26 protein-coding genes and 1 rRNA gene are annotated in these 26,716 nt (G+C 66.0%); 10 read left to right on the top strand and 17 right to left on the bottom strand.

What is annotated here, in order from left to right; translation table 11 throughout:
- The first annotated feature begins 12 nt into the window (after positions 1–12).
- Together ACQ5BL_RS12135 and ACQ5BL_RS12130 are read left to right on the top strand one after the other, a co-directional pair.
- Entirely contained in the window at positions 13–393 is a 381-nt protein-coding gene (locus ACQ5BL_RS12135; RefSeq protein WP_152227352.1) for a RidA family protein, read from the top strand.
- 60 nt (positions 394–453) lie between these two features.
- Positions 454–1,188: a hypothetical protein gene (locus ACQ5BL_RS12130; RefSeq protein WP_243803892.1), complete on the top strand. Its 735-nt coding sequence runs from the start codon at positions 454–456 to the stop codon at positions 1,186–1,188.
- A gap of 32 nt (positions 1,189–1,220) precedes the next feature.
- On the opposite strand, the gene ACQ5BL_RS12125 is transcribed toward ACQ5BL_RS12130, so the two are convergent.
- The 3 genes from ACQ5BL_RS12125 to ACQ5BL_RS12115 form a co-directional block, all read right to left on the bottom strand.
- A complete protein-coding gene (locus ACQ5BL_RS12125; RefSeq protein WP_243803890.1) occupies positions 1,221–1,844 on the bottom strand; it encodes a LysE family translocator in 624 nt (207 codons plus the stop codon).
- Between the two features lie 66 nt (positions 1,845–1,910).
- Positions 1,911–2,711 carry a helix-turn-helix transcriptional regulator gene (locus ACQ5BL_RS12120; protein WP_243803888.1) on the bottom strand — a complete coding sequence of 267 codons (801 nt, stop codon included), beginning with the start codon at positions 2,709–2,711 and terminating at the stop codon, positions 1,911–1,913.
- Position 2,712: 1 nt separating this feature from the next.
- Positions 2,713–3,582 carry an NAD-dependent epimerase/dehydratase family protein gene (locus ACQ5BL_RS12115; RefSeq protein WP_243803887.1) on the bottom strand — a complete coding sequence of 290 codons (870 nt, stop codon included), beginning with the start codon at positions 3,580–3,582 and terminating at the stop codon, positions 2,713–2,715.
- A gap of 93 nt (positions 3,583–3,675) precedes the next feature.
- Between ACQ5BL_RS12115 and oxyR the strand changes: the two genes are divergently transcribed.
- The 3 genes from oxyR (at position 3,676) to ACQ5BL_RS12100 (ending at position 8,178) form a co-directional block, all read left to right on the top strand.
- Positions 3,676–4,608 (top strand): oxidative stress transcriptional regulator OxyR, encoded by a 933-nt coding sequence (gene oxyR / locus ACQ5BL_RS12110; protein WP_015479567.1) that lies wholly within the window; start codon positions 3,676–3,678, stop codon positions 4,606–4,608.
- Positions 4,605–6,680 (top strand): ATP-dependent DNA helicase RecG, encoded by a 2,076-nt coding sequence (gene recG, locus ACQ5BL_RS12105; RefSeq protein WP_243803885.1) that lies wholly within the window; start codon positions 4,605–4,607, stop codon positions 6,678–6,680. Before oxyR ends, recG begins: the two co-directional genes overlap by 4 nt.
- A gap of 91 nt (positions 6,681–6,771) precedes the next feature.
- On the top strand, positions 6,772–8,178 hold the full coding sequence (locus tag ACQ5BL_RS12100) for an HDOD domain-containing protein (RefSeq protein ID WP_430293139.1): 1,407 nt from the start codon (positions 6,772–6,774) through the stop codon (positions 8,176–8,178).
- A 60-nt stretch (positions 8,179–8,238) separates the two neighbouring features.
- Here ACQ5BL_RS12100 and ACQ5BL_RS12095 read toward each other — a convergent pair whose 3' ends face one another.
- From ACQ5BL_RS12095 to ACQ5BL_RS12075, 5 genes are all read right to left on the bottom strand, one after another.
- The gene (locus tag ACQ5BL_RS12095) at positions 8,239–8,640 is read right to left on the bottom strand and encodes a helicase (RefSeq protein ID WP_207886781.1); all 402 of its coding nucleotides are present in this window, start codon (positions 8,638–8,640) and stop codon (positions 8,239–8,241) included.
- A 135-nt stretch (positions 8,641–8,775) separates the two neighbouring features.
- A complete protein-coding gene (locus tag ACQ5BL_RS12090) occupies positions 8,776–9,048 on the bottom strand; it encodes an HU family DNA-binding protein (RefSeq protein ID WP_009614168.1) in 273 nt (90 codons plus the stop codon).
- 202 nt (positions 9,049–9,250) lie between these two features.
- Complete coding sequence (locus ACQ5BL_RS12085) at positions 9,251–10,405, bottom strand: NAD(P)/FAD-dependent oxidoreductase (protein ID WP_243803882.1); 1,155 nt, start codon at positions 10,403–10,405, stop codon at positions 9,251–9,253.
- 89 nt (positions 10,406–10,494) lie between these two features.
- Positions 10,495–10,662: a rubredoxin gene (locus ACQ5BL_RS12080; RefSeq protein ID WP_152227373.1), complete on the bottom strand. Its 168-nt coding sequence runs from the start codon at positions 10,660–10,662 to the stop codon at positions 10,495–10,497.
- A gap of 194 nt (positions 10,663–10,856) precedes the next feature.
- Complete coding sequence (locus ACQ5BL_RS12075; protein ID WP_015479573.1) at positions 10,857–11,024, bottom strand: rubredoxin; 168 nt, start codon at positions 11,022–11,024, stop codon at positions 10,857–10,859.
- A 223-nt stretch (positions 11,025–11,247) separates the two neighbouring features.
- On the opposite strand from ACQ5BL_RS12075, the gene ACQ5BL_RS12070 reads away from it, so the two are divergent.
- Positions 11,248–11,787 carry a chorismate lyase gene (locus tag ACQ5BL_RS12070; RefSeq protein ID WP_279577154.1) on the top strand — a complete coding sequence of 180 codons (540 nt, stop codon included), beginning with the start codon at positions 11,248–11,250 and terminating at the stop codon, positions 11,785–11,787.
- A 26-nt stretch (positions 11,788–11,813) separates the two neighbouring features.
- A complete protein-coding gene (gene ubiA / locus ACQ5BL_RS12065; RefSeq protein WP_243803878.1) occupies positions 11,814–12,704 on the top strand; it encodes a 4-hydroxybenzoate octaprenyltransferase in 891 nt (296 codons plus the stop codon).
- Between the two features lie 99 nt (positions 12,705–12,803).
- Here ubiA and ACQ5BL_RS12060 read toward each other — a convergent pair whose 3' ends face one another.
- A complete protein-coding gene (locus tag ACQ5BL_RS12060) occupies positions 12,804–13,172 on the bottom strand; it encodes a COG4315 family predicted lipoprotein (protein ID WP_207886785.1) in 369 nt (122 codons plus the stop codon).
- A 256-nt stretch (positions 13,173–13,428) separates the two neighbouring features.
- Between ACQ5BL_RS12060 and phoB the strand changes: the two genes are divergently transcribed.
- The 3 genes from phoB (at position 13,429) to ACQ5BL_RS12045 (ending at position 16,898) form a co-directional block, all read left to right on the top strand.
- Positions 13,429–14,118: a phosphate regulon transcriptional regulator PhoB gene (gene phoB, locus ACQ5BL_RS12055; protein WP_138217117.1), complete on the top strand. Its 690-nt coding sequence runs from the start codon at positions 13,429–13,431 to the stop codon at positions 14,116–14,118.
- Positions 14,119–14,159: 41 nt separating this feature from the next.
- A complete protein-coding gene (gene phoR, locus ACQ5BL_RS12050; RefSeq protein WP_243803876.1) occupies positions 14,160–15,464 on the top strand; it encodes a phosphate regulon sensor histidine kinase PhoR in 1,305 nt (434 codons plus the stop codon).
- Between the two features lie 93 nt (positions 15,465–15,557).
- Positions 15,558–16,898 (top strand): hemolysin family protein, encoded by a 1,341-nt coding sequence (locus ACQ5BL_RS12045; protein WP_207886788.1) that lies wholly within the window; start codon positions 15,558–15,560, stop codon positions 16,896–16,898.
- A 161-nt stretch (positions 16,899–17,059) separates the two neighbouring features.
- Here the strand turns inward: ACQ5BL_RS12045 and ACQ5BL_RS12040 are convergent, their stop codons facing one another.
- The 8 genes from ACQ5BL_RS12040 to rrf form a co-directional block, all read right to left on the bottom strand.
- Positions 17,060–17,959, bottom strand: coding sequence for a peptidoglycan DD-metalloendopeptidase family protein (locus tag ACQ5BL_RS12040; RefSeq protein ID WP_207886789.1), 900 nt, complete (start codon positions 17,957–17,959; stop codon positions 17,060–17,062).
- Positions 17,960–18,072: 113 nt separating this feature from the next.
- The gene (locus ACQ5BL_RS12035; RefSeq protein WP_243803874.1) at positions 18,073–18,966 is read right to left on the bottom strand and encodes a response regulator; all 894 of its coding nucleotides are present in this window, start codon (positions 18,964–18,966) and stop codon (positions 18,073–18,075) included.
- Positions 18,967–19,099: 133 nt separating this feature from the next.
- On the bottom strand, positions 19,100–19,840 hold the full coding sequence (gene phoU / locus ACQ5BL_RS12030) for a phosphate signaling complex protein PhoU (RefSeq protein WP_207886791.1): 741 nt from the start codon (positions 19,838–19,840) through the stop codon (positions 19,100–19,102).
- Between the two features lie 165 nt (positions 19,841–20,005).
- Complete coding sequence (gene pstB / locus ACQ5BL_RS12025; protein ID WP_207886792.1) at positions 20,006–20,842, bottom strand: phosphate ABC transporter ATP-binding protein PstB; 837 nt, start codon at positions 20,840–20,842, stop codon at positions 20,006–20,008.
- Positions 20,843–20,894: 52 nt separating this feature from the next.
- The gene (gene pstA / locus ACQ5BL_RS12020) at positions 20,895–22,571 is read right to left on the bottom strand and encodes a phosphate ABC transporter permease PstA (protein WP_243803872.1); all 1,677 of its coding nucleotides are present in this window, start codon (positions 22,569–22,571) and stop codon (positions 20,895–20,897) included.
- A gap of 24 nt (positions 22,572–22,595) precedes the next feature.
- Entirely contained in the window at positions 22,596–24,629 is a 2,034-nt protein-coding gene (locus tag ACQ5BL_RS12015; RefSeq protein WP_243804655.1) for an ABC transporter permease subunit, read from the bottom strand.
- 395 nt (positions 24,630–25,024) lie between these two features.
- Positions 25,025–25,996, bottom strand: coding sequence for a phosphate ABC transporter substrate-binding protein PstS (gene pstS / locus ACQ5BL_RS12010; protein WP_243803870.1), 972 nt, complete (start codon positions 25,994–25,996; stop codon positions 25,025–25,027).
- A 442-nt stretch (positions 25,997–26,438) separates the two neighbouring features.
- Positions 26,439–26,554, bottom strand: a 5S ribosomal RNA gene (rrf, locus tag ACQ5BL_RS12005).
- Between the last annotated feature and the right edge of the window lie 162 nt (positions 26,555–26,716).

Here is a 26,716-nt window from a genome sequence, read left to right as displayed (position 1 = left end):
TAAGGAGTCGACATGACCAAGACCGTTATCCACACCGACAAAGCCCCGGCCGCCATCGGCACCTACTCCCAGGCGATCAAGGCTGGCAACACCGTGTATGTCTCCGGTCAGATCCCGCTGAACCCGCAAACCATGGAACTGGTCGAGGGCTTCGAAGAGCAGACCGTCCAGGTCTTCGAGAACCTGAAAGCGGTGATCGAGGCGTCCGGCGGCTACCTGCACGACGTGGCCAAACTGAACATCTTCCTCACCGACCTGTCGCACTTCGCCAAGGTCAACGAGATCATGGGCAAGTACTTCACCCAGCCCTACCCGGCCCGCGCCGCCATCGGCGTTGCCGCCCTGCCGAAGGGTGCCCAGGTCGAGATGGACGCCATCGTCGTCCTGGAATAAGCGATTCGAAACACCTACGGGGCCCCAGCGGCCCCGTTCCTTTGTCTGCAAGGAGCAAACATGCGTCGCGCCCTGATCCTGAGCGCCCTGATCGGCCTGCTCACCGGCTGCGCCGGCACCCCTTCCGACCCTTCCGGCGTCTGGGTCAACCAGGCCGCCATCGATGCCGCCGGCAAGGGCGGCAAGCTGCGCGAAGCGCTGCTGGCCTACGGTCCGAACCTGGAATGGAAGCTGGACACCAAGGCCAGCCAGGCCACCTTCAGCAACGGCTTCGAGCTGGGTGAAGGCCAGCTGACCGCCGAGGACCCCAAGCATTACCGCGTCGACTTCTACGGCAGCAACCAGGAAAGCCTGGAGCTGGACGGCAAGGAGCTGGTGCAGGTGGGCAGCGACAACTGGCCCGAGCAGCGTTTCGTCCGCCCGAAGCAGCAGCCCGCCGCCCAGAGCCCGGCCGGCAGCACCTTCCAGACCGCGCTGTACGAGGCTTATCTCAAGGGCACCTGGATCATCGAGGAAGGCCAGGGCAAAGGCAGCGAAGTGAAGTTCCTGCCCAACGGCAGCCTCGAAGGCATGCCGGGCGCCGACCGCTACGCCTTGTGCCTGGCCGGCGACTGCGCGGCCATGAGCGGCGACAACGACAGCATCTGGCTGCAACAGGGCCAGCAGGGCCGCGAGTACCTGTTCGAACGCGACGGAGACACGCTGGAGCTGTTCGAGGCGGTGAACCACGCCCAGGCAGACGAGATGCCGGAGTACGAGCGCGGCAACAAGGTCTGGACCCTGGAGCGCGACTGATCCGGGCGAGCGGGCGGGCTAGATCGACAAGATCAGCGCAGCCCGCTCCATAGCAACCAGCCCCCCAGCGCCAGCAACAGGCCGCCGCACAGGCGGTCCAGCGCCGTCACCCGGCGCTTCAGCCAGCCGCGCCAGCGCGGGCGATCCAGCAGGCGCACCAGCAGCAAGTCCCACAGCAACACCACCGCGCCCATCCACAGCACGCAGGCGCCCAGCGCCCAGCCGGGCAGCTGGAACTGGCCGAGCACGCCGAACAGCCCGGTGTAGAAGATCGGCAGCTTCGGGTTCAGGCTGCTGGCGAGAAGCCCCTCACGTACCCCACGCCAGAAGCCGCCAGCCTTGTGGTTGCCCATCTCCGAGGGTATCTCCAGCGCCCGCCGCGCCAGCAGCGCCTGGCCACCGAGCCAGACGAAATACGCACCGCCCAACAGCTGCACCACGCGTAGCCCGTGGCTTGCCACGTCCGGCAACAGGCCAAGGACGAACAGCACCAGCAGCATGCTCGCCAGATTGGCCAGGGCGATGCCCGCCGCGCAGCCGTCGGCATGGCGGCGACCACGCAGCAGCGCGGCACGGATCAGCAGGAAGAAATCCGGCCCCGGCGACAGCAGGGCGGCGAAGTGGGTGCTGGCGACCAGCGCGAAGGCGGCGAACATGACGATCTCCCGAATGCGGCGTCGCGCAGTCTGGAAGGGCCGGCCCCGGGCAGTCTTGGAAGAAACTCAGGTACGCGTGGCGCGCAGGAAGCGTCCCGGCGTGACACCGGTGAAACGGCGGAAGGTGCCGGAGAAATGCGCCTGGTCGTAGAAACCCAGCGCCAGCGCGACCTCCAGCGGCTTCTCACCGGCCACCAGCAGGCGCTTGGCCTCGCGGATGCGCCGTTGCAGCAGGTAGGTATGCGGCGGCACGCCATAGGCATTGCGGAAGGCTTCGATCAGATGGCGCGGGTGGCGTTGCAGCAGAGCAGCCAGCTCTTCGAGGCTCACGGCCTCGCGGTAATGCGCTTCCAGGTAGTCGCGCAGTTTCGCGGTGACGCCGCCGTCGCGGGCTGCCGACGCAGTCGGCCGCATACCGCCGTGGCGGACGAACACCAGCTCCAGCAGCGCCAGCAATTCGCTTTCCAGCGCCAGCGCATCGTTGCGCTCGAACTCCGTGGCCACGCGCCGCAACGCCTCCGCCACTTGCCCGTCGTCGTTCGGGTTGAGTGCCTGGAAGCCGCGCGGCAACTGCTTGCGGCCGAGCAGCGGCAGCAGGCGCGACTCCTCGATGTAGAGCATCCGATAGACCAGCCGCTCGGACTCGGCATTGCCGGTGTGCGGCTCCTCCGGGTTCATCAGCGACAGGGTGCCGGCGGGCAGCACGTGGTGCGCGCCGCGGCACTGGTAGCCGCCGGCGCCATGAAGGATGGCGCCGATGGCGAAGGCGTCATGACTGTGACGGCCGAACGGCTGCCCGGAGAAGTCCGCATGGAACAGCTCCACCCCAGGCAACCAGGGGCGCGCCAGCAGCCGGTTGGCGTCCATCTCAGTCGTCTTTACCAGCGAGGATCGCCGCGTAGCCTTCGCGGAAGCTCGGGTAGCGCGGCTCCCAGCCCAGCGCGCGGGCGCGGGCGTTGCTGCAGCGCTTGCTGCCGGCGCGGCGCACGCTCTGCTCGTCGGACCAGTGGGTGACGCCCAGTTGCTCGCGCAGCCAGCCGACTACCTCATGCAGTGCCGCCGGTTCGTTGTCGACGCCGAGGTAGCACGCCTCCAGCGCCACGCCGCTGCGGTCGGCTTCCAGCAGCGCGGCCAGCAGTCCGGCGGCGTCTTCGGCATGGATGCGGTTGGTGTAGAGCGGCGGCTCGCTGGCCACCCGGTAGCCCTCGCGCACCTGCTTGAGCAGCCACTCACGGCCGGGGCCGTAGATGCCGGTCAGGCGCACCACGCTGGCGGGAATGCCGCTCTCCAGCGCCACGCCCTCGGCTTCGAGCATCACGCTGCCGGAGTAGCTCTGCGCTTCGGCCGGGGAAGTCTCGTCGATCCACTCGCCATCGCGCTGGGCGTACACGCCGCTGCTGGAAACGAACAGCAGGCGCCTGGGCACCTGCCCGCGCTGTTGCAGCCAGCCGAGGGTATTGCGCAGGCCGTCGACATAGGCGGCGCGATAACCCGCCTCGTCGTGCTGGGTCGCGGCGGCGCAGAACACCAGGTAATCCAGCTTGCCCACCGGCCAGGTGTCCGGGCATTCGAGCTGCGCCAGATCGCCGGACACCGGCAGCACCTCGAAGGGCAGCGCGGCGATGTTGCGGCGCAGGCCATGGACGCGCCAGTCGCGCGCGGCCAGCTGGCGTCCCAGACGGCTGCCGACGTCGCCGCAACCGACGATCATCAGGCTCGGGAAGGTGCTCGTACTCATGCTTGGCTCCGTGAATCGGGCCTGCGAGTTTAGCGCGGTTGGTTCGCAGCGGTGCAGCCGCTATGCTTGGGCCACCTCAACGGATTCAGTGCCATGACCCTTACCGAACTGCGCTATATCGTCACGCTTGCCCAGGAGCAACATTTCGGCCGCGCCGCCGAGCGCTGCCACGTCAGCCAGCCGACCCTGTCGGTGGGCGTGAAGAAGCTGGAAGACGAGCTCGGCGTGCTGATCTTCGAGCGCAGCAAGAGCGCCGTGCGCCTGACCCCGGTCGGCGAAGGCATCGTCGCGCAGGCGCAGAAGGTGCTGGAGCAGGCCCAGGGCATCCGCGAACTGGCCCAGGCCGGCAAGAACCAGCTGACCTCGCCGCTGAAGGTCGGCGCCATCTACACCATCGGTCCGTACCTGTTCCCGCATCTGATTCCGCAGCTGCACCGGGTCGCCCCGCAGATGCCGCTGTACATCGAGGAAAACTTCACCCACATCCTGCGCGACAAGCTGCGCACTGGCGAGCTGGACGCGATCATCATTGCCCTGCCGTTCCAGGAAGCCGACGTGCTGACCCTGCCGTTGTTCGACGAGCCGTTCTATGTGCTGATGCCCGCCGACCACGCCTGGACGGCGAAGCCGAGCATCGATGCCGAGCTGCTCAACGACAAGAGCCTGCTGCTGCTCGGCGAGGGCCACTGCTTCCGCGACCAGGTGCTGGAAGCCTGCCCGACCACCCGCAAGGGCGACGAGAACAAGCACACCACGGTGGAATCCAGCTCGCTGGAAACCATCCGCCACATGGTCGCCTCGGGCCTGGGCGTGTCCGTGCTGCCCTTCTCCGCCGTGGACAGCCACCACTACGCGCCGGGCGTGATCGAGGTTCGCCCGTTCACCGCGCCGGTCCCCTTCCGCACCGTCGCCATCGCCTGGCGCGCCAGCTTCCCGCGGCCGCGCGCCATCGAGGTGCTGGCCGACTCGATCCGCCTGTGCTCGGTCGCCAAGCCGACCGTCAAGGGTGAAGCCGAGCCGGCATGACCGATCTGTCGAACGTCCCGGTCACCGCGCTCAAGGGCGTGGGCGCCGCGCTGGAAGAGAAGCTGGCGAAGGTCGGCCTGGAGAACCTCCAGGACATCCTCTTCCACCTGCCGCTGCGCTACCAGGACCGCACCCGCATCACCCCCATCGGCGCGCTGCGCCCGGGCCAGGATGCGGTGGTCGAAGGTGTCGTCTCCGGCGCCGACGTGGTGATGGGCAAGCGCCGCAGCCTGCTGGTGCGCCTGCAGGACGGCACCGGCACCCTGAGCCTGCGCTTCTACCACTTCAGCCAGGCGCAGAAGGAAAACCTCAAGCGCGGCACGCACCTGCGCTGCTACGGCGAGGCGCGCCCAGGCGCTTCGGGCCTGGAGATCTACCACCCGGAATACCGCTCGCTCACCGATGCCGCCGCCGTGCCGGTGGAGCAGACGCTGACGCCGATCTACCCGACCACCGAAGGCCTCACCCAGCAACGCCTGCGCCAGCTCAGCGAGCAGACGTTGCAGCGCCTCGGCCCATCGAGCCTGCCGGACTGGTTGCCGGCGGAACTGGCACGCGACTACCGCCTGGGCCCGCTGGACGAAGCCATCCGTTACCTGCACCGGCCACCGCCGGACGCCGACCTGGAAGAACTCGCCGAGGGCCGCCACTGGGCCCAGCACCGCCTCGCCTTCGAGGAACTGCTGACCCATCAGTTGTCGCTGCAACGCCTGCGCGAGAGCGTGCGCTCCCAGGCCGCGCCGCAGCTGCCGCCAGCCAGGCGCCTGCCGCCGCTGTACCTGAAGAACCTCGGCTTCAAGCCCACCGGCGCCCAGCAGCGAGTCGGCGCGGAGATCGCCTATGACCTCGCCCAGCCCGAACCCATGCTGCGCCTGGTGCAGGGCGACGTCGGCGCGGGCAAGACCGTGGTCGCCGCCCTCGCCGCCCTGCAGGCACTGGAAGCCGGCTACCAGGTGGCGCTGATGGCGCCGACCGAAATCCTCGCCGAACAGCACTTCCTCAATTTCACCAAATGGCTGCAGCCGCTGGGCATCGAAGTCGCCTGGCTGGCCGGCAAGCTCAAGGGCAAGGCCCGCGCCAGCGCGCTGGAGCAGATCGCCGCCGGCGTGCCCATGGTGGTCGGCACCCACGCGCTGTTCCAGGACGAGGTGAAGTTCAAGCGCCTGGCCCTGGTGATCATCGACGAACAGCACCGCTTCGGCGTCCAGCAGCGTCTCGCCCTGCGCCAGAAAGGCGTGGACGGCCGGCTCTGTCCGCACCAGTTGATCATGACCGCCACGCCCATCCCGCGGACCCTGGCGATGAGCGCCTACGCCGACCTGGATACCTCGATCCTCGACGAACTGCCGCCCGGCCGTACCCCGGTGAACACCGTGCTGGTGGCCGACAGCCGCCGCATCGAAGTGATCGAACGGGTGCGCGCCGCCTGCCAGGAAGGCCGCCAGGCCTACTGGGTGTGCACGCTGATCGAGGAGTCCGAAGAGCTGACCTGCCAGGCCGCCGAAACCACCTACGAGGAACTCTCCTCGGCGCTGGGCGAGCTGCGCGTGGGCCTGATCCACGGGCGCATGAAGCCGGCGGACAAGGCCGTGGTCATGGAAGCCTTCAAGGAAGGCATGCTCCAGCTGCTGGTCGCCACCACCGTGATCGAAGTGGGCGTGGACGTACCCAACGCCAGCCTGATGATCATCGAGAACCCCGAGCGCCTGGGCCTGGCCCAGCTCCACCAGCTGCGCGGCCGCGTCGGTCGGGGCAGCGCGGCGAGCCATTGCGTGCTGCTCTACCACCCGCCGCTGTCGCAGATCGGCCGCGAACGCCTGGGGATCATGCGCGAGACCTGCGACGGCTTCGTCATCGCCGAGAAGGACCTGGAGCTGCGCGGCCCCGGCGAAATGCTCGGCACCCGCCAGACCGGCCTGCTGCAATTCAAGGTCGCCGACCTGATGCGCGACGCCGACCTGTTGCCGGCGGTACGCGATGCCGCGCAAGCCCTGCTGGCCCACTGGCCGCAATCGGTCAGCCCCTTGCTGGCACGCTGGCTGCGCCATGGACAGCAATACGGGCAAGTGTGACGCAGATCACTCTCGCCGGTCGGCTGACTGACCGGTCACGCTGACTGGCTGGTTATACTCCGACCCAGCCGTTGATAACCGGATCACATTCATGAGCGACGCCGCACGCGCCACTTCCGCCTCCTCGCAGGCCCCCGAGGTCATCCTGCAGCTGCTCGACAAGCTGGGGGTGGCCTATCGCGAGGTCAGCGACGTCACTTCCCTGCCCAGCGCCCGCCGCATCCAGGCCAGCCTGCTGGAAGACGCCGTCGGCACGCTGCTGGTGCTGTTCCCGCAGAGCCAGCTGCTCGACCTCAATCGCCTGGCCGAGCTGACCGGTCGCAAGCTGGTGGCGGTCAAGCCCGAACGCATGGAGCGCATGCTCGGCAAGCACCAGCTTGGCCGGCTGCCAGCCCTGCCGCCGCTGACCAGCTCGCCCTGCCTGTATGACGAGCGCCTGCTGCAGGAGCCGCAACTGCTGGTCGAGTCCGGCACCGCCGGCGTCCTGCTGGAGATCGCCACCCCGGCCTTCCGTGGCCTGCTGGAGAAAGCCAGCGCCGCGCGCTTCGGCGTGCCGCTGGAAGCCATCCGGCCGAACCTCGACCGCCCGGACGACGACCGCGCCGAAATCACCCAGGCGGTGCAGGCCTTCACCGCCCGCCGCATCCAGCAGCGCCTCGAGGAAACCATCGAGATTCCGCCGCTGCCGGAAACCGCACAGAAGATCATCAAGCTGCGCGTCGACCCCAACGCCACGGTGGACGACATCACCGGCGTTGTGGAGACCGACCCGGCGCTGGCCGCGCAGGTGGTCAGCTGGGCCGCCTCGCCCTACTACGCCGCACCCGGCAAGATCCGCTCGGTGGAGGACGCCATCGTCCGCGTGCTGGGCTTCGACCTGGTGATCAACCTCGCCCTCGGCCTGGCCCTGGGCAAGACCCTGGCCCTGCCCAAGGACCAGCCGCAGCAGGCCACGCCCTACTGGTACCAGGCGATCTACACCGCCGCGGTGATCGAGGGCCTGACCCGCGCCATCCCGCGCACCGAGCGCCCGGAAGCCGGCCTGACCTACCTGGGCGGCCTGCTCCACAGCATCGGCTACCTGGTGCTGGCGCACATCTTCCCGCCGCATTTCTCGCTGATCTGCCGGCACCTGGAAGTGAACCCGCACGTCGAGCACAACCTGGTCGAGCAGCACCTGCTGGGCATCACCCGCGAGCAGATCGGCGCCTGGCTGATGCGCACCTGGGACATGCCCGAGGAGATCTACACCGCCCTGCGCTTCCAGCATGACCCCAGCTACGCCGGCGACTGCGCGACCTACGCCAACCTGGTGTGCCTGGCGACCCGCCTGCTGCGCAACAACGGCATCGGCGGCGGCCCGGAGACGGGCATTCCGCAGGACCTGCTGGAGCGCCTGAACATCAGCCGCGACAAGGCCGAGGATGCGGTACGCAAGGTGCTCGACGCCGAGGCCGCGCTGCGTGAGCTGGCCAGCCAGTTCAACGCGCCGCACTGACACCTGCGCCAAAACGAAAAAAGGCCCCGACGGGGCCTTTTTTCATGGCGCGAAAATGGCTCAGGCGGCCTTCTTCTCGCTGGCCGGCGCTGCCTTCTTCTTCGGCTTGAGGTACTTCACCAGGCCCTGGAACCAGATCACCAGGCCCGGGTTGCCCTGGATCTGGATGTCCTTGTTCTGGATGCCCTGCATGAACGCCAGCTGCGGGTTCTTCGCGGTCATGGTGGCGAAGCCGTAGGCGCCGTCCTTGAAGCCGAGCGCGAAAGCCGGCTGCGGATGGGTGCCGCGGCGCGCGCTGACCTTGAGGTCCTTGACGATGTAGTGGCGGGCGACCTTGCCGTCGAGGGTGTGCAGCTGGAACACCAGGTCCTTGCCTTCCAGTTGCTTCTGGAACGCCGGATTCTCCCGGCTGGCCTTGGCCATCATGCGCCCGAGCATCCACAGCAAAAGACGAAATTTCATGCACAAACCTCGATGTTCGAGACAAAAGTCTGCGCATTGTAGTCACTTAAAAAAGAGACTACATCCGATCTTTTGATGGGTTTATGTAACCGGAGGAGGCAACCCGGAGCCGCTCTGGCTCCGGGTTCCGGGCGATCAGTTGACCGCGTCTTTCAGGGCCTTGCCCGGCTTGAAGGCAACGGTATTGCTGGCTTTGATCTTTACCGGCTGGCCGGTTTGCGGATTCTTGCCGGTACGGGCGCCACGGTGGCGCTGGATGAAGGTGCCAAAACCGACAAGGGTAACGCTGTCCTTGCGATTGAGCGCGCCAGTGATTTCATCCAGCAGCGCGTTCAGCACCTTGTTGGCTTGTTCTTTGGTGAGGTCGGCCTTTTCGGCGATGGCGGCGGCCAGTTCTGGTTTACGCATAGATATAGATGCCTCTTTGACGGTTTGTTGTTGTTGTGTCCGTGCTGTCTTCCCAACAGCGCCCAAGGCACCGCAGGCTTGCCGTACAGGCTCTAGGCTGCGGCAGACGGGGGGAGAATGGCACGCCGCACGCGGGCGCGCCAGTATCGTCCGACAATTTAAGGGCACATTCCCACAGCAAAACCGTCACCCCAAAGGGCTTTTACGCCAGCAGGGCTGGCAACTCCTTGTTAAGCGAGAGCTTTTCGCCAACGGCCGCGCCGGTGAGTGCGTAACCGAGCAATCGACCGGCGGTATCCCGATACAGCACCTTGAGGTCCGCGCCAGAGCCTTCCACCCGCCATTCTCCCTCGCTGCCACGGGGCGGCGGCGAGACCACCAGCGGGCACACCGGCGTCTTCACGGTGACCGGCATCGGGCCGTAGGCCACGCGGGTCGGATTGCCTGCCAGGGTCTGCGCCAGCGCACGCGCGCAGGACATCAGCGGCATCACGTAGAGCAGGTTCAGGCCATCGACTTCGGCGCAATCACCCAGGGCGTAGATGTTGGCGTGGGAGGTGCGCAGCTCGCGGTCGACCATCACGCCGCGATTGACGTCCAACCCCGCCGCGGCGGCCAGGTCGATGCGCGGGCGCAGGCCCACGGCGGAAACCACCAGATCGCAAGCGATCACGCTGCCGTCGGACAGGTGCGCTTCCAGCGCCTCGCCAGCGCGCACCAGGCGGTTCAGCACCGGGCCGAGGTGAAAGCGTACGCCGAGGCCTTCCAACCCCCGCTGCACGGCCTGCGCCGCGGCCGGGTGGAGCAGGCCGGGCATGACCTGCTCGCAGGGCGCCACTACGTCGAGCTGGTAACCGCCACTGGAGAGGTCATTGGCGAACTCGCAACCGATCAGTCCGGCCCCCAGCAGCAGCACGCGGCGCTTGCCGGCCGCCGCGCTGCGGAAGCGGGCGTAGTCTTCCAGGTCGTTGATCGGGAAGATCAGGTCCTGGGCGTCGCCTTCCACCGGCACGCGAATGGTATCCGCGCCCCAGGCCAGCACCAGGTCGCGGTAGTGGATTTCCTCTTCGCCGATCCACAGGCGCCGGTGGCCCGGATCGATACCGGTGACGCGGGTGTGGGTGAGGATGCGCGCCTTGAGCTGGTCGGCCATGGCGCCCGGTTCGGCCATGGCCAGGCCGTCGGCGTCCTTGTCCTTGGAGAAGCCGGTGGAGAGCATCGGCTTGGAATAGGAGCGGCCGTCGTCGGCGGTGATCAGCAGCAGCGGCGTCTCGCCGTCGAGCTTGCGCCACTCGCGCGCCAGGTTGTAGCCGGCCAGGCCTGTCCCGATGATCACCAGCGGTGCGTTGTCGCTCATTGCTCTCTCCACCTCAAAAGACGCCACTTCGTAAAGACGGCACGGCGGCCATCGGGCCGTCGCGTGAAACTCATTCGGTCGGGGAACGATCAAGAAATTGCGATCATCTCGAAATCGATCTTGCCCGTGCCGCAGTCGGGGCACACCCAGTCGGCGGGGATGTCTTCCCAGCGGGTACCCGGCGGGATGCCCTCGTCCGGCAGCCCCAGCGCCTCGTCATAGATGAAGCCACAGATCACGCATTGCCATTTGCGCATCGGCCAAGCCCTCCTGCGATCGCCTGGTGAAGCTAACGGATTTGTGCGCACCGGCCAACGGCGCGCGCGCCGCCGGGCTTCGTCAGCAGGGCCAACCCCGGCGTTTTCCAGTCTACGCCGTCAAACACGGCCTTGCCGGGCCACAAACGCCGACGGCGGCCCGAAGGCCGCCGTCGCGGGTGAACCGGGCGGGATCAACCGATTTCGATCATCTCGAAATCCAGCTTGCCGACGCCGCAGTCCGGGCACAGCCAGTCTTCCGGCACGTCTTCCCAGCGGGTTCCGGCAGCGATGCCTTCTTCCGGCCAGCCCTTGGTTTCGTCATAGATCAGGCCACACACCACACACTGCCACTTCTTCATCGGCTATCACCCTCGTGTTCTTGTCGCTTGGACGTCAGTGCATCCAATGCCCCGCTTTGTACTGGCGATGAGATCGGCGCGCAAGTACCGACCGACCGGCCAAACCTTTGGTGGGGTATGGCGTAACGCTGTCTTGCGGAGAACGCAATCGGCCGCGCAAAGCCGCCATGTTAAGCTGCCGCGTCCCTGGCCATCCGCAGTCATCACCGTGCCCGACGCAGCCCTGACCCACCCGCCCCGCTGGCTCACCGCCGCCCAGTTGCATCCCGCGCCTTCCGCCCTGATCCTGGACTGGCTGTTCGACGAGGGCTCGCTGACGCGCCGGCTGACCGCCCTGTCCGACGGGGGGTTCGCCGTACAGCCGCTGGCCGAGGGCTGGCACCGGATGCGCACCGACGAGTGCGCCGCCCTGGGCGTCCCCGATGGCAGCCTGGGCTGGGTCCGCGAGGTGTACCTGAAGGGCCACGGCCAGCCCTGGGTGTTCGCCCGCAGCGTCGCCGCGCGCCATGCGCTGGAAGGTTCCGGCTTCGACCTGCGCCTGCTCGGCAGCCGTTCCCTGGGCGAGTTGCTGTTCAGCGACCGCGCCTTCCAGCGCGGCCCCATCGAAGTGTGCCGCTACCCGGCCGCCTGCCTGCCCGCCGACGTGCGCGTCGAGCGCCCCTGGGGACGTCGCTCGCTGTTCAGCCGCGACGGCCTCGGCGTACTGGTCGCCGAAGTATTCCTGCCCACGCTCTGGCACCGGCTGGAAGAACTGTCCGTATAATCCCCGGATCGTTTCCGGAGGCCGCCATGTTCGTCGCCCTGATCAAACCCCTTGCCCGTCTGCACCCCCGCGCCTGGGACTTCCTCCAGTTGACGCGCATGGACAAGCCGATCGGCATCTACCTGCTGCTATGGCCCACCCTGTGGGCGCTGTGGATGGCCAGCGGCGGCGTGCCGAGCCTGAAGAACCTGGTGATCTTCGTCGTCGGCACCGTGCTCATGCGCGCCGCCGGCTGCGTGATCAACGACTTCGCCGACCGCAAGCTGGACGGCCATGTCGAGCGCACCAAAGCGCGTCCGCTGGCCACCGGCAAGATCACCGTGCGCGAGGCTTGGATCACCTTCTTCGTGCTGCTGGGGCTGAGCTTCCTGCTGGTGCTGTGCACCAACGCGCAGACCATCTGGCTGTCCTTCGGCGGCGCGGCCATCGCGGCGCTCTACCCCTTCATGAAGCGCTACACCTACTACCCGCAGGTGGTGCTGGGCGCGGCCTTCTCCTGGGGCATCCCGATGGCCTTCACCGCGGCGAGCGAAACCCTGCCGGCGGCGGCCTGGCTGCTGTTCTTCGCCAATGTGCTGTGGACGGTCGCCTACGACACCTACTACGCGATGACCGATCGCGAGGACGACCTGAAGATGGGCATGAAGTCCACGGCGATCCTCTTCGGCGACGCCGACCGGGCGATCAACCTGACCCTGCAGGGCCTGATGCTCCTGCTGCTGATCCTCGCCGGCAACAAGCTGGACATGCATCTGTACTACTACCTGGGCCTGGCCGTTGCGGCAGGCTGCTTCGCCTGGCAGTTCCATTCCACCCGCGATCGCGAGCCGATGAAGTGCTTCAAGGCCTTCCTGCACAACCACTGGGCGGGGCTGGCGATCTTCCTCGGCACGGTGCTGGATTACGCGTTGCGCTGAGTCTGCAGGAGCGAGCTTGCTCGCGAATGCCTCCGCAACGGGGCGAGGGTTCGCGAGCAAGCTCGCTCCTACAAGAGCCTTCTACCTGCAAGCACGGAGCTACTGCGGCTTGGCCACGTGCCAGGCGCCCATCTTGCCGTCTCCGGTCATGTCACCCGGTTTCTGGTCCTGCACGAAGGTATACAGCGGCTTGCCGTAGTAGGCCCATTGCATGCTGCCGTCGTCACGCTTGACCAGCGTCCAGTCCTCCATGGCCTTGGCACCCGCCGCGGCCATCAGTGGCGGCCAGTTCTGCGCACAGCCGCCGTTGCACATCGACTTGCCGCCGCTGTCCTTGTCGAAGGTGTACAGCGTCATGCCCTTGGCATCGACCAGCATGCCGTTCTTCTCCATCGCCGGTTCGGCCGCCAGCGCGGTCATCGCCGGGAGCGCCAGCCCAATGGCCAGGGCCGGTAGAAACCTCTTCATCGCGTGTCTCCTCTGGTGAGGTGGAACGGCGCGGGTGTTCCTGCAAGGCCAAGCCGACTATGCACTCGCAGCCGTCATTGCAGCCTGCCGGCGTGCCAGCGCCAGCCGCATCGCCAACCGCACGTGAAATGCACGGTGGCTGATTCAGCATAGACGAGCGCTCTACGGCAGGGCTCCGCTAACATCCCCATGTCACATCCCTGAAATATTTCCGTTATCTAATGCGGCGCAATACGAAAATTCCTGAGGCACCAGCATGGTTGGCAAGACAATCCTCATCGTCGATGACGAAGCTCCGATCCGGGAAATGATCGCCGTGGCCCTGGAGATGGCCGGCTACGAATGCCTTGAGGCCGACAGCGCCCAGCAGGCCCACGCGGTGATCGTCGACCGCAAGCCGGACCTGATCCTGCTCGACTGGATGCTGCCGGGCACCTCCGGCATCGAACTGGCCCGCCGCTTGAAGCGCGACGAGCTGACCTCGGCCATCCCGATCATCATGCTCACCGCCAAGGGTGAAGAGGACAACAAGATCCAGGGCCTGGAAGTCGGCGCCGACGACTACATCACCAAGCCGTTCTCGCCGCGCGAACTGGTGGCCCGCCTGAAGGCCGTGCTGCGCCGCACCGGCGCCGGCGACAGCGAGACGCCGATCGAGGTCGGCGGCCTGATGCTCGACCCAATCAGCCACCGCGTGACCATCGACGGCAAGCCGGCCGAGATGGGCCCGACCGAATACCGCCTGCTGCAGTTCTTCATGACCCATCAGGAGCGCGCCTATACCCGTGGCCAGCTGCTGGACCAGGTCTGGGGCGGCAACGTCTACGTGGAAGAACGCACCGTCGACGTGCACATCCGCCGCCTGCGCAAGGCCCTCGGCGAGGTCTACGAAAATCTAGTTCAGACCGTGCGCGGCACCGGCTATCGTTTCTCGACCAAGAGTTGATCGGGCTGCTCTAGCCCAGCGGGTACAAGGAACGGAATGTCGTGACCCAGAACTGGCGTGGCGTGCTGATTCGCCACCTGCTGTTAGTCGTCGCCGGCGGATTGCTGGTCGGACTGATCTCCGGGCAGTGGGGCTGGGCCCTCGCGGCTGCCCTGGCCGCCTACCTCGGCTGGACGCTCTGGCAGCTGCTGCGTCTGTACCAGTGGCTGAAGACCCACGAGAGCGACGAAGCCCCGCCCGACGGCTACGGCCTGTGGGGTGAGGTGTTCGACAGCATCTATCACCTGCAGCGACGCAATCAGAAGGCCCGCGGCCGCCTGCAGGCGGTGATCGACCGCATGCAGGAATCCACCGCCGCCCTGCGCGACGGCATGATCCTGCTCGACCGCGACGGCAACCTGGAGTGGTGGAACCAGTCCGCCGAACGCCTGCTGGGCCTGAAAAGCCCGCAGGACGGCGGCCAGCCGGTGACCAACCTGGTTCGCCACCCGCGCTTCAAGGAGTACTTCGCCCACGAGGACTACCGCGAACCGCTGGAGCTGACGTCGCCGATCAACGACAACCTGCGCCTGCAGTTCCACATCACCCTCTACGGTGCCGGCGAGCACCTGATGCTGGTGCGCGACGTGACCCGCGTCCATCAGCTGGAACAGATGCGCAAGGACTTCGTCGCCAACGTCTCCCACGAGCTGCGCACCCCGCTGACGGTGATCGCCGGCTACCTGGAGACGCTGCTGGACAACGTCGAGGACGTCAATCCACGCTGGACCCGCGCACTGCAGCAGATGCAGCAGCAGGCCGGGCGCATGCAGAACCTGCTCAACGACCTGCTGCTGCTGGCCAAGCTGGAAGCCACGGACTATCCGGGCGACAACAAACCGGTGGCGATCGACCTGCTGTTGCTGTCGATCCGCAACGATGCCCAGGCCCTATCCGGCTCGCGCAATCACCGTATCAGCCTGGAGGCGGACGCCAGGGTCAAGCTCAAGGGCAGCGAGGCCGAGATTCGCAGCGCCTTCTCCAACCTGGTGTTCAACGCCGTGAAATACACCCCCGACGAAGGCGAGATCCGCATTCGCTGGTGGGCCGACGAGCAGGGCGCGCACCTGGCGGTGCAGGACAGCGGCATCGGCATCGATCCCAAGCACCTGCCGCGCCTCACCGAACGCTTCTATCGCGTCGACTCCAGCCGCAACGCCAGTACCGGCGGCACCGGCCTGGGGCTGGCCATCGTCAAGCACGTGCTGCTGCGCCATCGCGGCACCCTGGACATCAGCAGCGTGCCGGGCAAGGGCAGCAGCTTCACCTGCCACTTCCCGCCGCAACAGGTCGAGCACCGCACCTGACGGCGCTCGTACACATGAGTTTGCAATCAGCGGGCTTGCCAGTGGCGTCCGTGAACCGCATTCTTGTCCGTCCATTCCTTATCCAACAGAACCATGGACCCTTCCCCTAGTAGCAACTTCCTGACCTACTTCGCCGATTTCGGCCTGATTCTCTTCGCTCTCTTCCTCGTCGTGCTCAACGGTTTCTTCGTGGCCGCCGAGTTCGCCATGGTCAAGCTGCGCTCCACCCGCGTGGAGACCATCGCCAAGCAGCACGGCTGGCGCGGCACCATCCTGCGCAAGGTGCACAACCAGCTCGACGCCTACCTCTCCGCCTGCCAGCTCGGCATCACCCTGGCCTCCCTGGGCCTGGGCTGGGTCGGCGAGCCGGCCTTCGCCGAACTGCTCGAACCGCTGCTGGCCATGGTCGGCGTGCATTCCGAAGAAGTGATCCGCGGCGTGTCGTTCTTCACCGCGTTCTTCATCATTTCCTACCTGCACATCGTGGTCGGCGAGCTCGCGCCCAAGTCCTGGGCGATCCGCAAACCCGAACTGCTGTCGCTGTGGACGGCGGTGCCGCTGTACCTGTTCTACTGGCTGATGTACCCGGCGATCTGGCTGCTCAACGCCAGCGCCAACACCATCCTGAAGATCGCCGGCCAGGGTGAGCCGGGGCCGCACCACGAACACCATTACAGCCGCGACGAGCTGAAGCTGATCCTGCACTCCAGCCGCGCCCACGACCCCAGCGACCAGGGCATGCGCGTACTGGCCTCGGCGGTGGAACTGGGCGAACTGGAAGTGGTGGACTGGGCCAACTCCCGCGAGGACCTGGTCTACCTGGAGCGCAACGCGCCGCTGGACGACATCCTCGCCACTATCCGCCGCCACAAGTACAGCCGCTACCCGGTGTACGACAGCGGCAAGGGCGAGTTCATCGGCCTGCTGCACATCAAGGACCTGCTGCTGGCCCTGACCACGCTGGAGAGCCTGCCGGAGTCCTTCGACCTCGACGAGCTGACTCACCCGCTGGAAATGGTCACCAAGCACATGCCGCTGGCGCGCCTGCTGGAGCAGTTCCGCCAGGGCGGCTCGCACTTCGCCCTGGTGGAGGAAGCCGACCACAAGGTGATCGGCTACCTGACCATGGAAGACGTGCTGGAAGTACTGGTGGGCGATATCCAGGACGAACACCGCAAGGCCGAGCGCGGCATCGTCGCCTACCAGCCCGGCAAGCTGCTGGTGCGTGGCGACACCCCGCTGTTCAAGCTGGAGCGCCTGCTGGGCCTGGACCTCGACCACGTCGAGGCCGACACCCTCGCCGGCCTGGTCTACGACACCTTGAAACGGGTGCCGGAAGAAGAGGAAGTGCTGGATACCGAAGGCCTGCGCATCATCGTGAAGAAGATGAAGGGCCCGAAGATCGTCCTCGCCAAGGTGGTGAAGCTGGACTGATCGTCCGCTCACGAAAAAGGCTGCCCGAGGGCAGCCTTTTTTATTGTGTAGTGCTGGGGGCTGACGCCGTTGTTCAATTGTAGGAGCGGGCCATGCCCGCGATCGCGCGCATGGCGCGCTCCTACAGACCAGCGTTGTACGTCACGGCGAAGCGGATGGAATCAATGCTCCCTGACCACCGCGAAGTTGGGCAACGTATCCACCGGCTGGGCGAAGTCGTAGGGAATCGATACCAGGTCCAGGCCGACGTTGCGCTGCACCACGAAGTGCAGGTGTGGGCCGCTGCTGTTGCCGGTGTTGCCCGAACGCGCCAGGGAGGTGCCGGTGGCGACGCGCTGCCCTTCGTGTACCAGCACCGAGCCGCGCATCAGGTGCAGGTAAACCCCCATGGTGCCGTCGTCATGCAGGATGCGCACGAAGTTGCCGGACGGATTCTTGCCGCGCCCGTCCTGGCCATTCTCGATCTTCACCACCATGCCGCCACGGGCCGCGACGATGGGCGTACCCACCGGCATGGCGATATCCATGGCGTAGCGGCCCTTGGGCGTAAAGTGGCTGTAGCGGCCATTGGCACCCTGGGTCAGGCGGAACGGGCCGCCCACCCACGGGAGGGCGTACTGGTAGGCCAGCGGCTGCAGGCGCGGGTCGCCCAGGGCATAGCGCAGCTTGGGTTTGTACGACATGGGCTTGCCGGGCTCGCGGGGGGTGAGCGTCGCCAGGCGGATGGCGCTGCGCGGCGGCAATACCCAGCGGATCGGCCGTTCGGGGGCGCCCACGGCGTTCTGCGCAGCGGTCACGCTCAGCTCCACCTCCACCGGCGCGTACAGGTCGTTGCGCACCTGCAGCGTCTCGCCGCCGGCGTGCTTCCTGGTCTCGAGCTTCACCTGTTGTTCCAGGTGCTCGACCATGCGATCGCGGAAGACGAACACCGCCGCACCCGGCACGGCCTTGTCCGTGTAGGTGACCACGCCGTTAGCGTCGGTGTACTTGTAGATGGTCACGGCCGAAGCCGTCCCTGATGCGGCCAGCAGACCGCACAGGAGGATACTGCGCCCTAGCATGTCGACTCTGGTTAAGGTATGGCGACAACGGCAAGACTAGCAGCGCGGCCGCTACGGAGCGACCGGCCGACCGTCGGCGTGTGAAACAGTGCCGCCCACCGGTCGGCGCAGGGTCAGGCGCCGGGCACGTAGTGCTTCTGGGAACTGCCACGGGCGATCAGGCGCGACAGGTAGTCGAGCTTCTGCGGATCGCGGTCGACGAAGCGGAAGGTGAGTTGCAGCCATTCGCTGTCGGGCTTGGGCTCCAGCGCTGCCACGGCGTGCAGGTAGCCATTGAGGCGGGCCACGTCGCTGTCCTCTTCCAGGTCCAGCACGGCGCTTTCCAGCACCTGTGGCAGCGGCGAGCCGCGCTTCACCACCAGCAGCGCTTCCTTCAGGCTCAGCGCCTTGATCACACAGGGCAGACTCGCGGCCGGCAGGCGCAACTGTCCCTGCTGGCCCTTGGTGGCGGCGCGCGCGGCGGGCGCAGCGGCAGCCGGAGCAGCAGCGGCGGCAGGACGCGGCGTCGGCGCGGGAGCCGGGCGCACCACGTCGGCCTTGCCACCGGTGAGTGCGCTGAGCGAGTCATTGGGCATGGAGCCGACCAGGCTGCGCTGCGGCGCCTGGGCCGCCAGCGCTTCGAGCTTGCCGGCGCGGGACAGCGCCTTCTTCACCTTGCTCACCAACTGGTCGTTGGAGAAGGGCTTGCCGATGAAGTCGGAGACCCCGGCCTGGATGGCCTGCACCACGTTGTCCTTGTCGCCACGGCTGGTGACCATGATGAAGGGCGTGGTCTTCAGGTTGTCCTGCTCGCGGCACCAGGTGAGCAGCTCGATACCCGACAGCTCGGGCATCTCCCAGTCGCAGAGGATCAGGTCCACGCCCTGGCGCGCGAGGAACTGCTGCGCCTTTCGGCCGTTCACCGCCTCCTCGATCTGCAGGCCGGGGAAATGGTCCCGCAGTCCCTTCTTCACCAGATCCCGGATGAACGGGGCGTCATCCACCACCAGCACACTGACCTTGCCCATCGGCAGCTCCTTCGAACGATAGGGCGAAGAATAGCCCCGTCGAGTGGCGAGATGCCATTGGCACGAAACCGACCGGCCATAAAATGACGAACCCGGCGCGCGGCCGGGTTCGTCGGTGCAGCGGGCGCAGGCCCTATTCGGGCTTGTTGCCATTGGCGGTGCCCTGCACTTCTTCCTTCATGCGGGTCAGGCCCAGGTGGCGAACGTCGGTGCCGCGCACCAGGTAGATCACCAGTTCGGCGATGTTGCGCGCGTGGTCGCCGATGCGCTCCAGCGAACGCAGGGCCCAGATGACGTTGAGCACGCGGGAGATGGCCCGCGGGTCTTCCATCATGTAGGTGACCAGCTCGCGCAGGGCGGTCTTGTACTCGCGGTCGACGGTCTTGTCGTACTGCGCCACCGACAGCGCGAGGTCGGCGTCGAAACGGGCGAAGGCATCCAGCGCCTCCTGCACCATCTTGCGCACCTGGCCGCCGATATGGCGCACCTCGACGTAGCCGCGCGGCGACTCGCCTTCCTCGCACAGCTGGATGGCACGGCGGGCGATCTTCGAGGCTTCGTCGCCGATGCGCTCGAGGTCGATCACCGACTTGGAGATGCTGATGATCAGACGCAGGTCGGAGGCGGCCGGCTGGCGGCGGGCGAGGATGCGCAGGCACTCCTCGTCGATGTTGCGCTCCATCTGGTTGATCTGGTCGTCGATCTCACGCACCTGCTGGGCGAGGCCCGAGTCGGCATCGATCAGCGCGTTGACCGCGTCGTTGACCTGCTTCTCCACCAGGCCGCCCATGGCCAGCAGATGGCTGCGCACATCTTCCAGCTCGGCGTTGAACTGCTGCGAGATGTGGTGGGTGAGGCTTTCTTTGTTGATCATGTGCAAACCCTTGAAAGGTGCGAAGTTCAGAACTCAGTCTTTTTCCGGTCTCATCCGGAGCATTGAGGCCCTTGAGATATCTTCGCTGGCGCGAAGGCGGAGCGCCGACAGTACATCCCGTACGGCAAGCTCCGCCGACAAAGCCAGAGGAGATTTCTCATGGCCTCAACCGTAGCGACCGGTGATGTAGTCTTCTGTCTGCTTCTTGGCCGGGTTGGTGAACAGGGTATCGGTATCACCGAACTCAATCAGCTTGCCCATGTACATGAACGCCGTGTAGTCGGAAACGCGCGCGGCCTGCTGCATGTTGTGGGTGACGATGACGATGGTGAACTTGGATTTCAGCTCGTAGATCAGCTCTTCGATCTTCAGGGTGGAGATCGGGTCCAGCGCCGAGCAGGGTTCGTCGAGCAGCAGGACTTCCGGCTCCACGGCGATGGTGCGGGCGATGACCAGGCGCTGCTGCTGACCGCCGGAGAGGCCGAGGGCGGATTCGTGCAGGCGGTCCTTCACTTCGTCCCACAGGGCGGCCCCCTTGAGCGCCCACTCGACGGCTTCGTCGAGCACGCGCTTCTTGTTGATGCCCTGGATACGCAGGCCGTACACCACGTTCTCGTAGATGCTCTTGGGGAACGGGTTGGGCTTCTGGAACACCATGCCGACGCGGCGGCGCAGTTCGGCGACGTCGACGTTCTTGGCGAAGATGTTGTGGCCGTCGAGGAGGATCTCGCCCTTCACGTTGCAGCCGTCGACCAGGTCGTTCATGCGGTTGAAGCAACGCAGCAGGGTGGACTTGCCGCAACCGGACGGGCCGATGAAGGCGGTCACGCGCTGCTTGGGGATGTTCATGCTGACGTCGAACAGCGCCTGCTTCTCGCCGTAGAACAGGCTCAGGCCAGGCACTTCGAGGGCGACGGTCTCGCTCGCCAGGTTCATGCCCTGGCGATCACCACGGCCGAGCGCGCCGATGTCGATGCCGTGGGTAGCGGTTTCGTGTTGCATCTTCAGTCTCCCTTGGAGGCTTGGCGGCGGGCCTTGCCCGCCGCCTGCAGAATCAGTTTTCCAGCGCCTTGTACTTTTCGCGCAGGCGGTTACGGATGGCGATGGCCGAGAAGTTCAGCAGGGCGATCACCATCACCAGCAGCAGCGCGGTGGCGTACACCAGCGGGCGCGCGGCTTCGACGTTCGGGCTCTGGAAGCCGACGTCATAGATGTGGAAGCCCAAGTGCATGATCTTCTGGTCCAGGTGCACGTACGGGTAGTTGCCGTCCACCGGCAGCGCCGGGGCCAGCTTCACCACGCCCACCAGCATCAGCGGCGCCACTTCCCCAGCGGCACGGGCCACGGCGAGGATCAGGCCGGTCATCATCGCCGGGCTGGCCATCGGCAGGACCACTTTCCACAGGGTCTCGGCCTTGGTAGCGCCCAGGGCCAGGGAGCCTTCGCGGGTGGCCCGCGGGATACGCGCCAGGCCTTCCTCGGTGGCCACGATCACCACCGGTACCGCGAGGATCGCCAGGGTCAGCGAGGCCCAGAACAGGCCCGGCGTGCCGAAGGTCGGTGCCGGCAGCGCTTCGGGGAAGAACATCCGGTCGATCGAGCCGCCCAGCACGTAGACGAAGAAGCCCAGGCCGAACACGCCGTAGACGATCGCCGGAACGCCCGCGAGGTTGTTCACCGCGATGCGGATGATCCGGGTCAGCAGCCCCTGGCGAGCGTACTCGCGCAGGTAGACTGCGGCGATCACGCCGAACGGGGTGACGATCACCGCCATCACCAGGGTCATCATCACGGTGCCGAAGATCGCCGGGAAGATACCGCCCTCGGTGTTGGCCTCACGCGGGTCGTCGCTGAGGAATTCCCACAGTTTCTTGAAGTAGAAGCTCAGCTTGGCGCCGACACCCATGGCGTTGGGCTGGTAGGCGTGCACCAGCTTGCCCAGGGTGATCTCGGTTTCCTTGCCGGTGGCGTCGCGCATGGCGATGCTGTCGCGGTTGAACTCCGAGTGCAGGGCATTGAGCTGCTCCTCCAGCACCTGGTACTGGGCATTCAGCTCGGCGCGGCTGGCGGCGATGTCGGCTTCGGCAGCGGCGTCCAGCTTGCCGTTGAGCTGCAGGCCGCGCTCTTTCAGGCGCAGGCGCTCGAGGCCGTGGTTGATGCCACCGATGTCCTTCTTCTCCAGCTGGTAGAGCTTGGCGTAGAGCTCGTCGACGCGCTTCAGGCGGGTCTGCAGCTCGGCCATGGCAGCCGGACCTTCGGCGACCACCTTGCCGTTTTCCTTCACGTTCAGCAGGTAGCCATAGAAGTTGCCCCACTCGCGGCGCTCCAGGGTCACCAGCTCGGCCGGATGACGCTTGTCGCCCAGCCACTCGCCAATCACCCAGGAGAAGTCGCTGCCGTAGAGGTCGCGGTTGCCCAGCTTGAGCAGCTCGCGGGTCATGAACTCCGGGCCGTTGTCCGGCACCGGCAGGCCGGCACCGCGTAGACGCTCGCGCGGTACCTGCTCGACCTGCACTTCCTCACCGATCAGGGTCTTGGGCGCTTCACCGGGGACGCTGTAGCTCGCTTCGATTACATCCGCCGGCCAGAAGTGGCCGAGACCGCGCACGGCGATCACGGCGAGCAGGCCGATGGTCATGATCACGGCGATGGATACCGCCCCTGCGTTCATCCACACCCAGGGAGTACCGCTGGCGAACCACGCTTTGACGGATTCCTGTTTCTGTTTCACGGAACTAGCCTCGTCGGGCGCCGCTTAGAGCGACGCGTATTTCTTGCGCAGGCGCTGACGGATCAGCTCTGCCAGGGTGTTCATCACGAAGGTGAAGGACAGCAGCACCAGTGCCGAAAGGAACAGCACACGGTAGTGAGTCCCGCCCACCTCCGACTCGGGCATTTCCACCGCGACGTTCGCCGCGAGGGTGCGCATGCCCTGGAAGATGTTCACGTCCATGACGGGGGTGTTGCCGGTGGCCATCAGCACGATCATGGTCTCGCCCACGGCACGGCCGAGGCCGATCATCAGGGCGGAGAAGATGCCCGGGCTGGCGGTCAGGATCACTACGCGGGTCAGCGTCTGCCAGGGCGTGGCGCCCAGGGCCAGGGAGCCGTAGGTCAGGCTCTTGGGCACGCTGAAGATGGCGTCTTCGGCGATGGAGAAGATGTTCGGGATCACCGCGAAGCCCATGGCCAGACCTACTACCAGGGCGTTGCGCTGGTCATAGGTGATGCCCAGGTCATGGCTGATCCACAGACGCATGTCGCCGCCGAAGAACATGGTCTCCAGGTGCGGGCTCATCCACAGGGCGAAGGCGCCGGTAGCGAGCACGACCGGAATCAGGATCGCCGCTTCCCAACCGGCCGGCAGGCTCAGGCGGATGCGCTCGGGCAGGCGGCTCCAGATCAGGCCGGCGGCGAGGATGCCCAGCGGCGTAAGCAGCAGCAGGCTGAAGATGCCCGGCAGGTGACCTTCGACGTACGGTGCGAGGAACAGGCCGGCGAAGAAGCCCAGGATCACGGTCGGCAGCGCTTCCATCAGCTCGATCACCGGCTTGACCTTGCGGCGCATGCCCGGAGCCATGAAATAAGCGGTGTAGACGGCGGCGGCGATGGCCAGCGGTGCGGCGAGGATCATCGCGTAGAACGCGGCCTTCAACGTACCGAAGGTCAGCGGCGACAGGCTCAGCTTGGGCTCGAAGTCGGTGGTCGCGGCGGTGGACTGCCAGACGTAGCCCGGCTTGTCATAGCTCTCGTACCAGACCTTGCCCCACAGCGCGCTCCAGGACACTTCCGGGTGCGGGTTGCTGAGGCTGAGGCGGCGCAGCTCGCCACCCTGTTCGAGGATCAGTCGGTTGGCGCGCGGCGACAGGGCCATCAGGCCGGCCGACGGAGCGACGTTTTCCACAAGCAGGGTGCGATGCGCGGTGCTGTGGAAGATGCCGAGGTTGCCCTGCTTGTCGAGCGCCAGGAAGCCTTTGCGGCGCTGCTCGGGAGCGATCTCGGTCACCGGCTGGTCGCCCAGCTTGAAGTCACGCACATGGGACAGGCGCGGTTCGCCGTCTTCGCCACGGGCCATGAACCACTGGCCGATGCCCCCCTTGGAGTCGCCGACCATCAGCGAGATGCCACCCAGCAGCTGGCTGCTGGCGGTCACTTCGGCGGAGGCGTCGTCGAGCAGCTTGTAGCGGCCGTTGAGCTGGTGGGTGCCGAGGTTGAACACGTCAGCCTGGGCGCGGCCGTTGATCACATAGAGCCACTGCTTGCGCGGGTCCATGTAGATCGCCTTCACCGGCTCGGCGATCTGCGGCAGGTCGATGCGTTCCTCTTCCAGCGTGGTCTCGCCGGTCAGCATGTTTTCCTGACTGGTCAGGCTGAGCAGGAGCATCTGGCTGCCGGTCGAAGCGGCGAGCAGCAGGCCTTCATCACCCGAGACGATCGCGACGTGCTCCAGCGGACGGCCCTGGGTATCCAGGTTGATCGCCGCTTCGCCGTAGGGGTAGTCGATCTGCGGAGTGATGGTTTTATGGTTGTCCGGGTAGGTGACCTTATAGGTGTGCTTGAACACCAGCGCCTGGCCGTTGGACAGGCCCAGCGCCACGGTCGGGTGCCCCGGCTGGTCTTCGGCGATGGAAGTCACGCTGCTGCCGGCGGGCAGCTTGAGCGCGACACGGCTTACTTCCTCGCCAGTCTTGGCGCTGAAGAAGACCACCTCGCCATTCGCGGCGACGCGCATGCCCACCATGTTCTGCTCTTCGATGCTCAGCAGCAGCGGCGCTTGCGCCGTCTTCAGCCAGGCGGGAGCCAGCGGGTCACGGGCCTCCAGCGTGGCGCCGCGGAACAGCGGCAGCACGACATAGGCGAGGTAGAAGAAGATCAGGGTAATGGCAGCCAGGACGGCGAGACCGCCGACCAGCACGTACCAGCGGGTGAGTCGATCCTTGAGCGCACGCATGCGGCGCTTGCGCTGCAGCGCAGGCGTATTGAAATCGATCCGCTCGGGGAGAGAAGAAGTCATCGGGGAGTTGGCCAGGTCGTTCATGCAGTGACACCCTAGCGGCTCTGTGTGACAGAAAGATGACATGGAGGTGACGCGACAAAGCCCACCAGCAGAGCCATGCTGGCGGGCCCGGTCGGGAAGGCGTCAGCCCATGCCGGGCGGCACTGGCCGCCCGGTTGGCGGGCTGATTACAGACCCAGGTCCTTGATCGCTTTTTCGGCGACTTTCGACGGCAGCGGGATGTAGCCGTCTTTCACGACAACCTGCTGGCCGGTCTTGGAGAGCACCATCTTCAGGAACTGGGCTTCCAGCGGGTTCAGCGGCTTGTTCGGGGCCTTGTTGACGTAGACGTAGAGGAAGCGCGACAGCGGGTAGCTGCCGTTCAGGGCGTTGGTTTCATTGTCTTCAATGAACTCGCCGCCTTCCTTCTTGGCCAGGGCAACGGTCTTCACGCTGGCGGTCTTGTAGCCAATGCCGGAGTAGCCCACGCCGTTCAGGGACTGGCTGACCGACTGAACCACGGAAGCCGAACCCGGCTGCTCGTTCACGTTCGGCTTGTAGTCGCCTTTGCACAGGGCTTCTTCCTTGAAGTAGCCGTAGGTGCCGGAGACGGAGTTACGACCGAACAGCTGCACGGGCTTGTTGGCCCAGTCACCGGTCAGGCCCAGGTCACCCCAGGTCTTCACTTCCGACTTGCCGCCGCACAGGCGGGTGGAGGAGAAGATGGCGTCGACCTGTTGCATGGTCAGGCCTTTGATGGGGTTGTCCTTGTGCACGAAGATCGCCAGGGCGTCCACGGCGACCGGAACAGCGGTCGGCTTGTAGCCGTACTTCTGTTCGAAGGCCTGCAGCTCGACGTCCTTCATCTTGCGGCTCATCGGGCCCAGGTTGGCGGTACCTTCGGTCAGAGCCGGCGGCGCGGTGGAGGAACCGGCGGCCTGGATCTGCACGTTCACGTTCGGGTACAGGCGCTTGTACTCTTCGGCCCACATGGTCATCAGGTTGGCCAGGGTATCGGAGCCAACGCTCGACAGGTTGCCCGACACACCGCTGGCTTTTTGGTATTCCGGCAGGGCCGGATCAATTGCGGCGACCGCACTGGCGGTGCCTACGCCCGCGGCGACAAAGGTCAGGGCCGCCATCAAACGCTTGAGTTTCATGCCTTGCTCCTTGAGGAGAATGGGGTTGGATGGAACGGGGGCCAGTATCGTCAGGCCGCATGAAGACTCTATGACGCGAATGTGACAGTTGGATGAAATGCCATCAGGCAAATGCACGAGCGGTAGGGCAACGTAGAAAAATGCCGAAAGACGCGCGCCAGAGCCCCTGAAGGGCTCTCTCCGCTCCTGTAGGAGCGAGCTTGCTCGCGAGCTGGGCCAGCTCCGCAAACCGTCATAATCGATGAAATGAAGCCCTGGAGCGCTTACCCGGCCACACAGGGCATTGCACCCCGTAGGAGCGGGCCATGCCCGCGATCACCGTCGCCTCCACGCGCACGGCTGGCCTAGGTTGGCTCAGAGGACCACGCTGCCCAGCCCACTTTCCCGCGCGCAAAAGCAAAGCCCCCGGCCAGCGATGCTGACCAGGGGCTTTGGGATAGGCGCTTGACGATGACCTACTCTCACATGGGGAAACCCCACACTACCATCGGCGATGCGTCGTTTCACTGCTGAGTTCGGGATGGGATCAGGTGGTTCCAACGCTCTATGGTCGTCAAGCAATTCTTTCGGACGCTCGTGGCTTGCGCTCACGCTCATCCAGATTCGGGTATGTGACAGGTCTTTGCGGTTCACACGAACTTTCGGTTCGTTACGTCTTCACCGTACAACACGCAAATTGTTTGGGTGTTATATGGTCAAGCCTCACGGGCAATTAGTATC

Origin of the sequence: Pseudomonas sp. B1-22 (assembly GCF_050474425.1) — a bacterium.
Taxonomy (GTDB): domain Bacteria; phylum Pseudomonadota; class Gammaproteobacteria; order Pseudomonadales; family Pseudomonadaceae; genus Pseudomonas.
Note: the sequence above shows the minus strand (reverse complement) of the source record. Positions and strands in the feature narration are given on the sequence as shown.

What these genes read in the sequence shown, in the direction of transcription:
- ACQ5BL_RS12095 (WP_207886781.1), bottom strand. Translation starts at nt 8,640, where the DNA reads ATGAAATTTCGTCTTTTGCTGTGGATGCTCGGGCGCATGATGGCCAAG.
- ACQ5BL_RS12085 (WP_243803882.1), bottom strand. Translation starts at nt 10,405, where the DNA reads ATGAGCGACAACGCACCGCTGGTGATCATCGGGACAGGCCTGGCCGGC.
- ACQ5BL_RS12100 (WP_430293139.1), top strand. Translation starts at nt 6,772, where the DNA reads ATGAGCGACGCCGCACGCGCCACTTCCGCCTCCTCGCAGGCCCCCGAG.
- ACQ5BL_RS12135 (WP_152227352.1), top strand. Translation starts at nt 13, where the DNA reads ATGACCAAGACCGTTATCCACACCGACAAAGCCCCGGCCGCCATCGGC.
- ACQ5BL_RS12040 (WP_207886789.1), bottom strand. Translation starts at nt 17,959, where the DNA reads ATGCTAGGGCGCAGTATCCTCCTGTGCGGTCTGCTGGCCGCATCAGGG.
- pstB (WP_207886792.1), bottom strand. Translation starts at nt 20,842, where the DNA reads ATGCAACACGAAACCGCTACCCACGGCATCGACATCGGCGCGCTCGGC.
- ubiA (WP_243803878.1), top strand. Translation starts at nt 11,814, where the DNA reads ATGTTCGTCGCCCTGATCAAACCCCTTGCCCGTCTGCACCCCCGCGCC.
- ACQ5BL_RS12120 (WP_243803888.1), bottom strand. Translation starts at nt 2,711, where the DNA reads ATGGACGCCAACCGGCTGCTGGCGCGCCCCTGGTTGCCTGGGGTGGAG.
- ACQ5BL_RS12130 (WP_243803892.1), top strand. Translation starts at nt 454, where the DNA reads ATGCGTCGCGCCCTGATCCTGAGCGCCCTGATCGGCCTGCTCACCGGC.
- oxyR (WP_015479567.1), top strand. Translation starts at nt 3,676, where the DNA reads ATGACCCTTACCGAACTGCGCTATATCGTCACGCTTGCCCAGGAGCAA.
- ACQ5BL_RS12045 (WP_207886788.1), top strand. Translation starts at nt 15,558, where the DNA reads ATGGACCCTTCCCCTAGTAGCAACTTCCTGACCTACTTCGCCGATTTC.
- ACQ5BL_RS12125 (WP_243803890.1), bottom strand. Translation starts at nt 1,844, where the DNA reads ATGTTCGCCGCCTTCGCGCTGGTCGCCAGCACCCACTTCGCCGCCCTG.
- recG (WP_243803885.1), top strand. Translation starts at nt 4,605, where the DNA reads ATGACCGATCTGTCGAACGTCCCGGTCACCGCGCTCAAGGGCGTGGGC.
- phoU (WP_207886791.1), bottom strand. Translation starts at nt 19,840, where the DNA reads ATGATCAACAAAGAAAGCCTCACCCACCACATCTCGCAGCAGTTCAAC.
- phoB (WP_138217117.1), top strand. Translation starts at nt 13,429, where the DNA reads ATGGTTGGCAAGACAATCCTCATCGTCGATGACGAAGCTCCGATCCGG.
- ACQ5BL_RS12080 (WP_152227373.1), bottom strand. Translation starts at nt 10,662, where the DNA reads ATGCGCAAATGGCAATGCGTGATCTGTGGCTTCATCTATGACGAGGCG.
- ACQ5BL_RS12060 (WP_207886785.1), bottom strand. Translation starts at nt 13,172, where the DNA reads ATGAAGAGGTTTCTACCGGCCCTGGCCATTGGGCTGGCGCTCCCGGCG.
- ACQ5BL_RS12115 (WP_243803887.1), bottom strand. Translation starts at nt 3,582, where the DNA reads ATGAGTACGAGCACCTTCCCGAGCCTGATGATCGTCGGTTGCGGCGAC.
- ACQ5BL_RS12035 (WP_243803874.1), bottom strand. Translation starts at nt 18,966, where the DNA reads ATGGGCAAGGTCAGTGTGCTGGTGGTGGATGACGCCCCGTTCATCCGG.
- pstS (WP_243803870.1), bottom strand. Translation starts at nt 25,996, where the DNA reads ATGAAACTCAAGCGTTTGATGGCGGCCCTGACCTTTGTCGCCGCGGGC.
- ACQ5BL_RS12090 (WP_009614168.1), bottom strand. Translation starts at nt 9,048, where the DNA reads ATGCGTAAACCAGAACTGGCCGCCGCCATCGCCGAAAAGGCCGACCTC.
- ACQ5BL_RS12075 (WP_015479573.1), bottom strand. Translation starts at nt 11,024, where the DNA reads ATGAAGAAGTGGCAGTGTGTGGTGTGTGGCCTGATCTATGACGAAACC.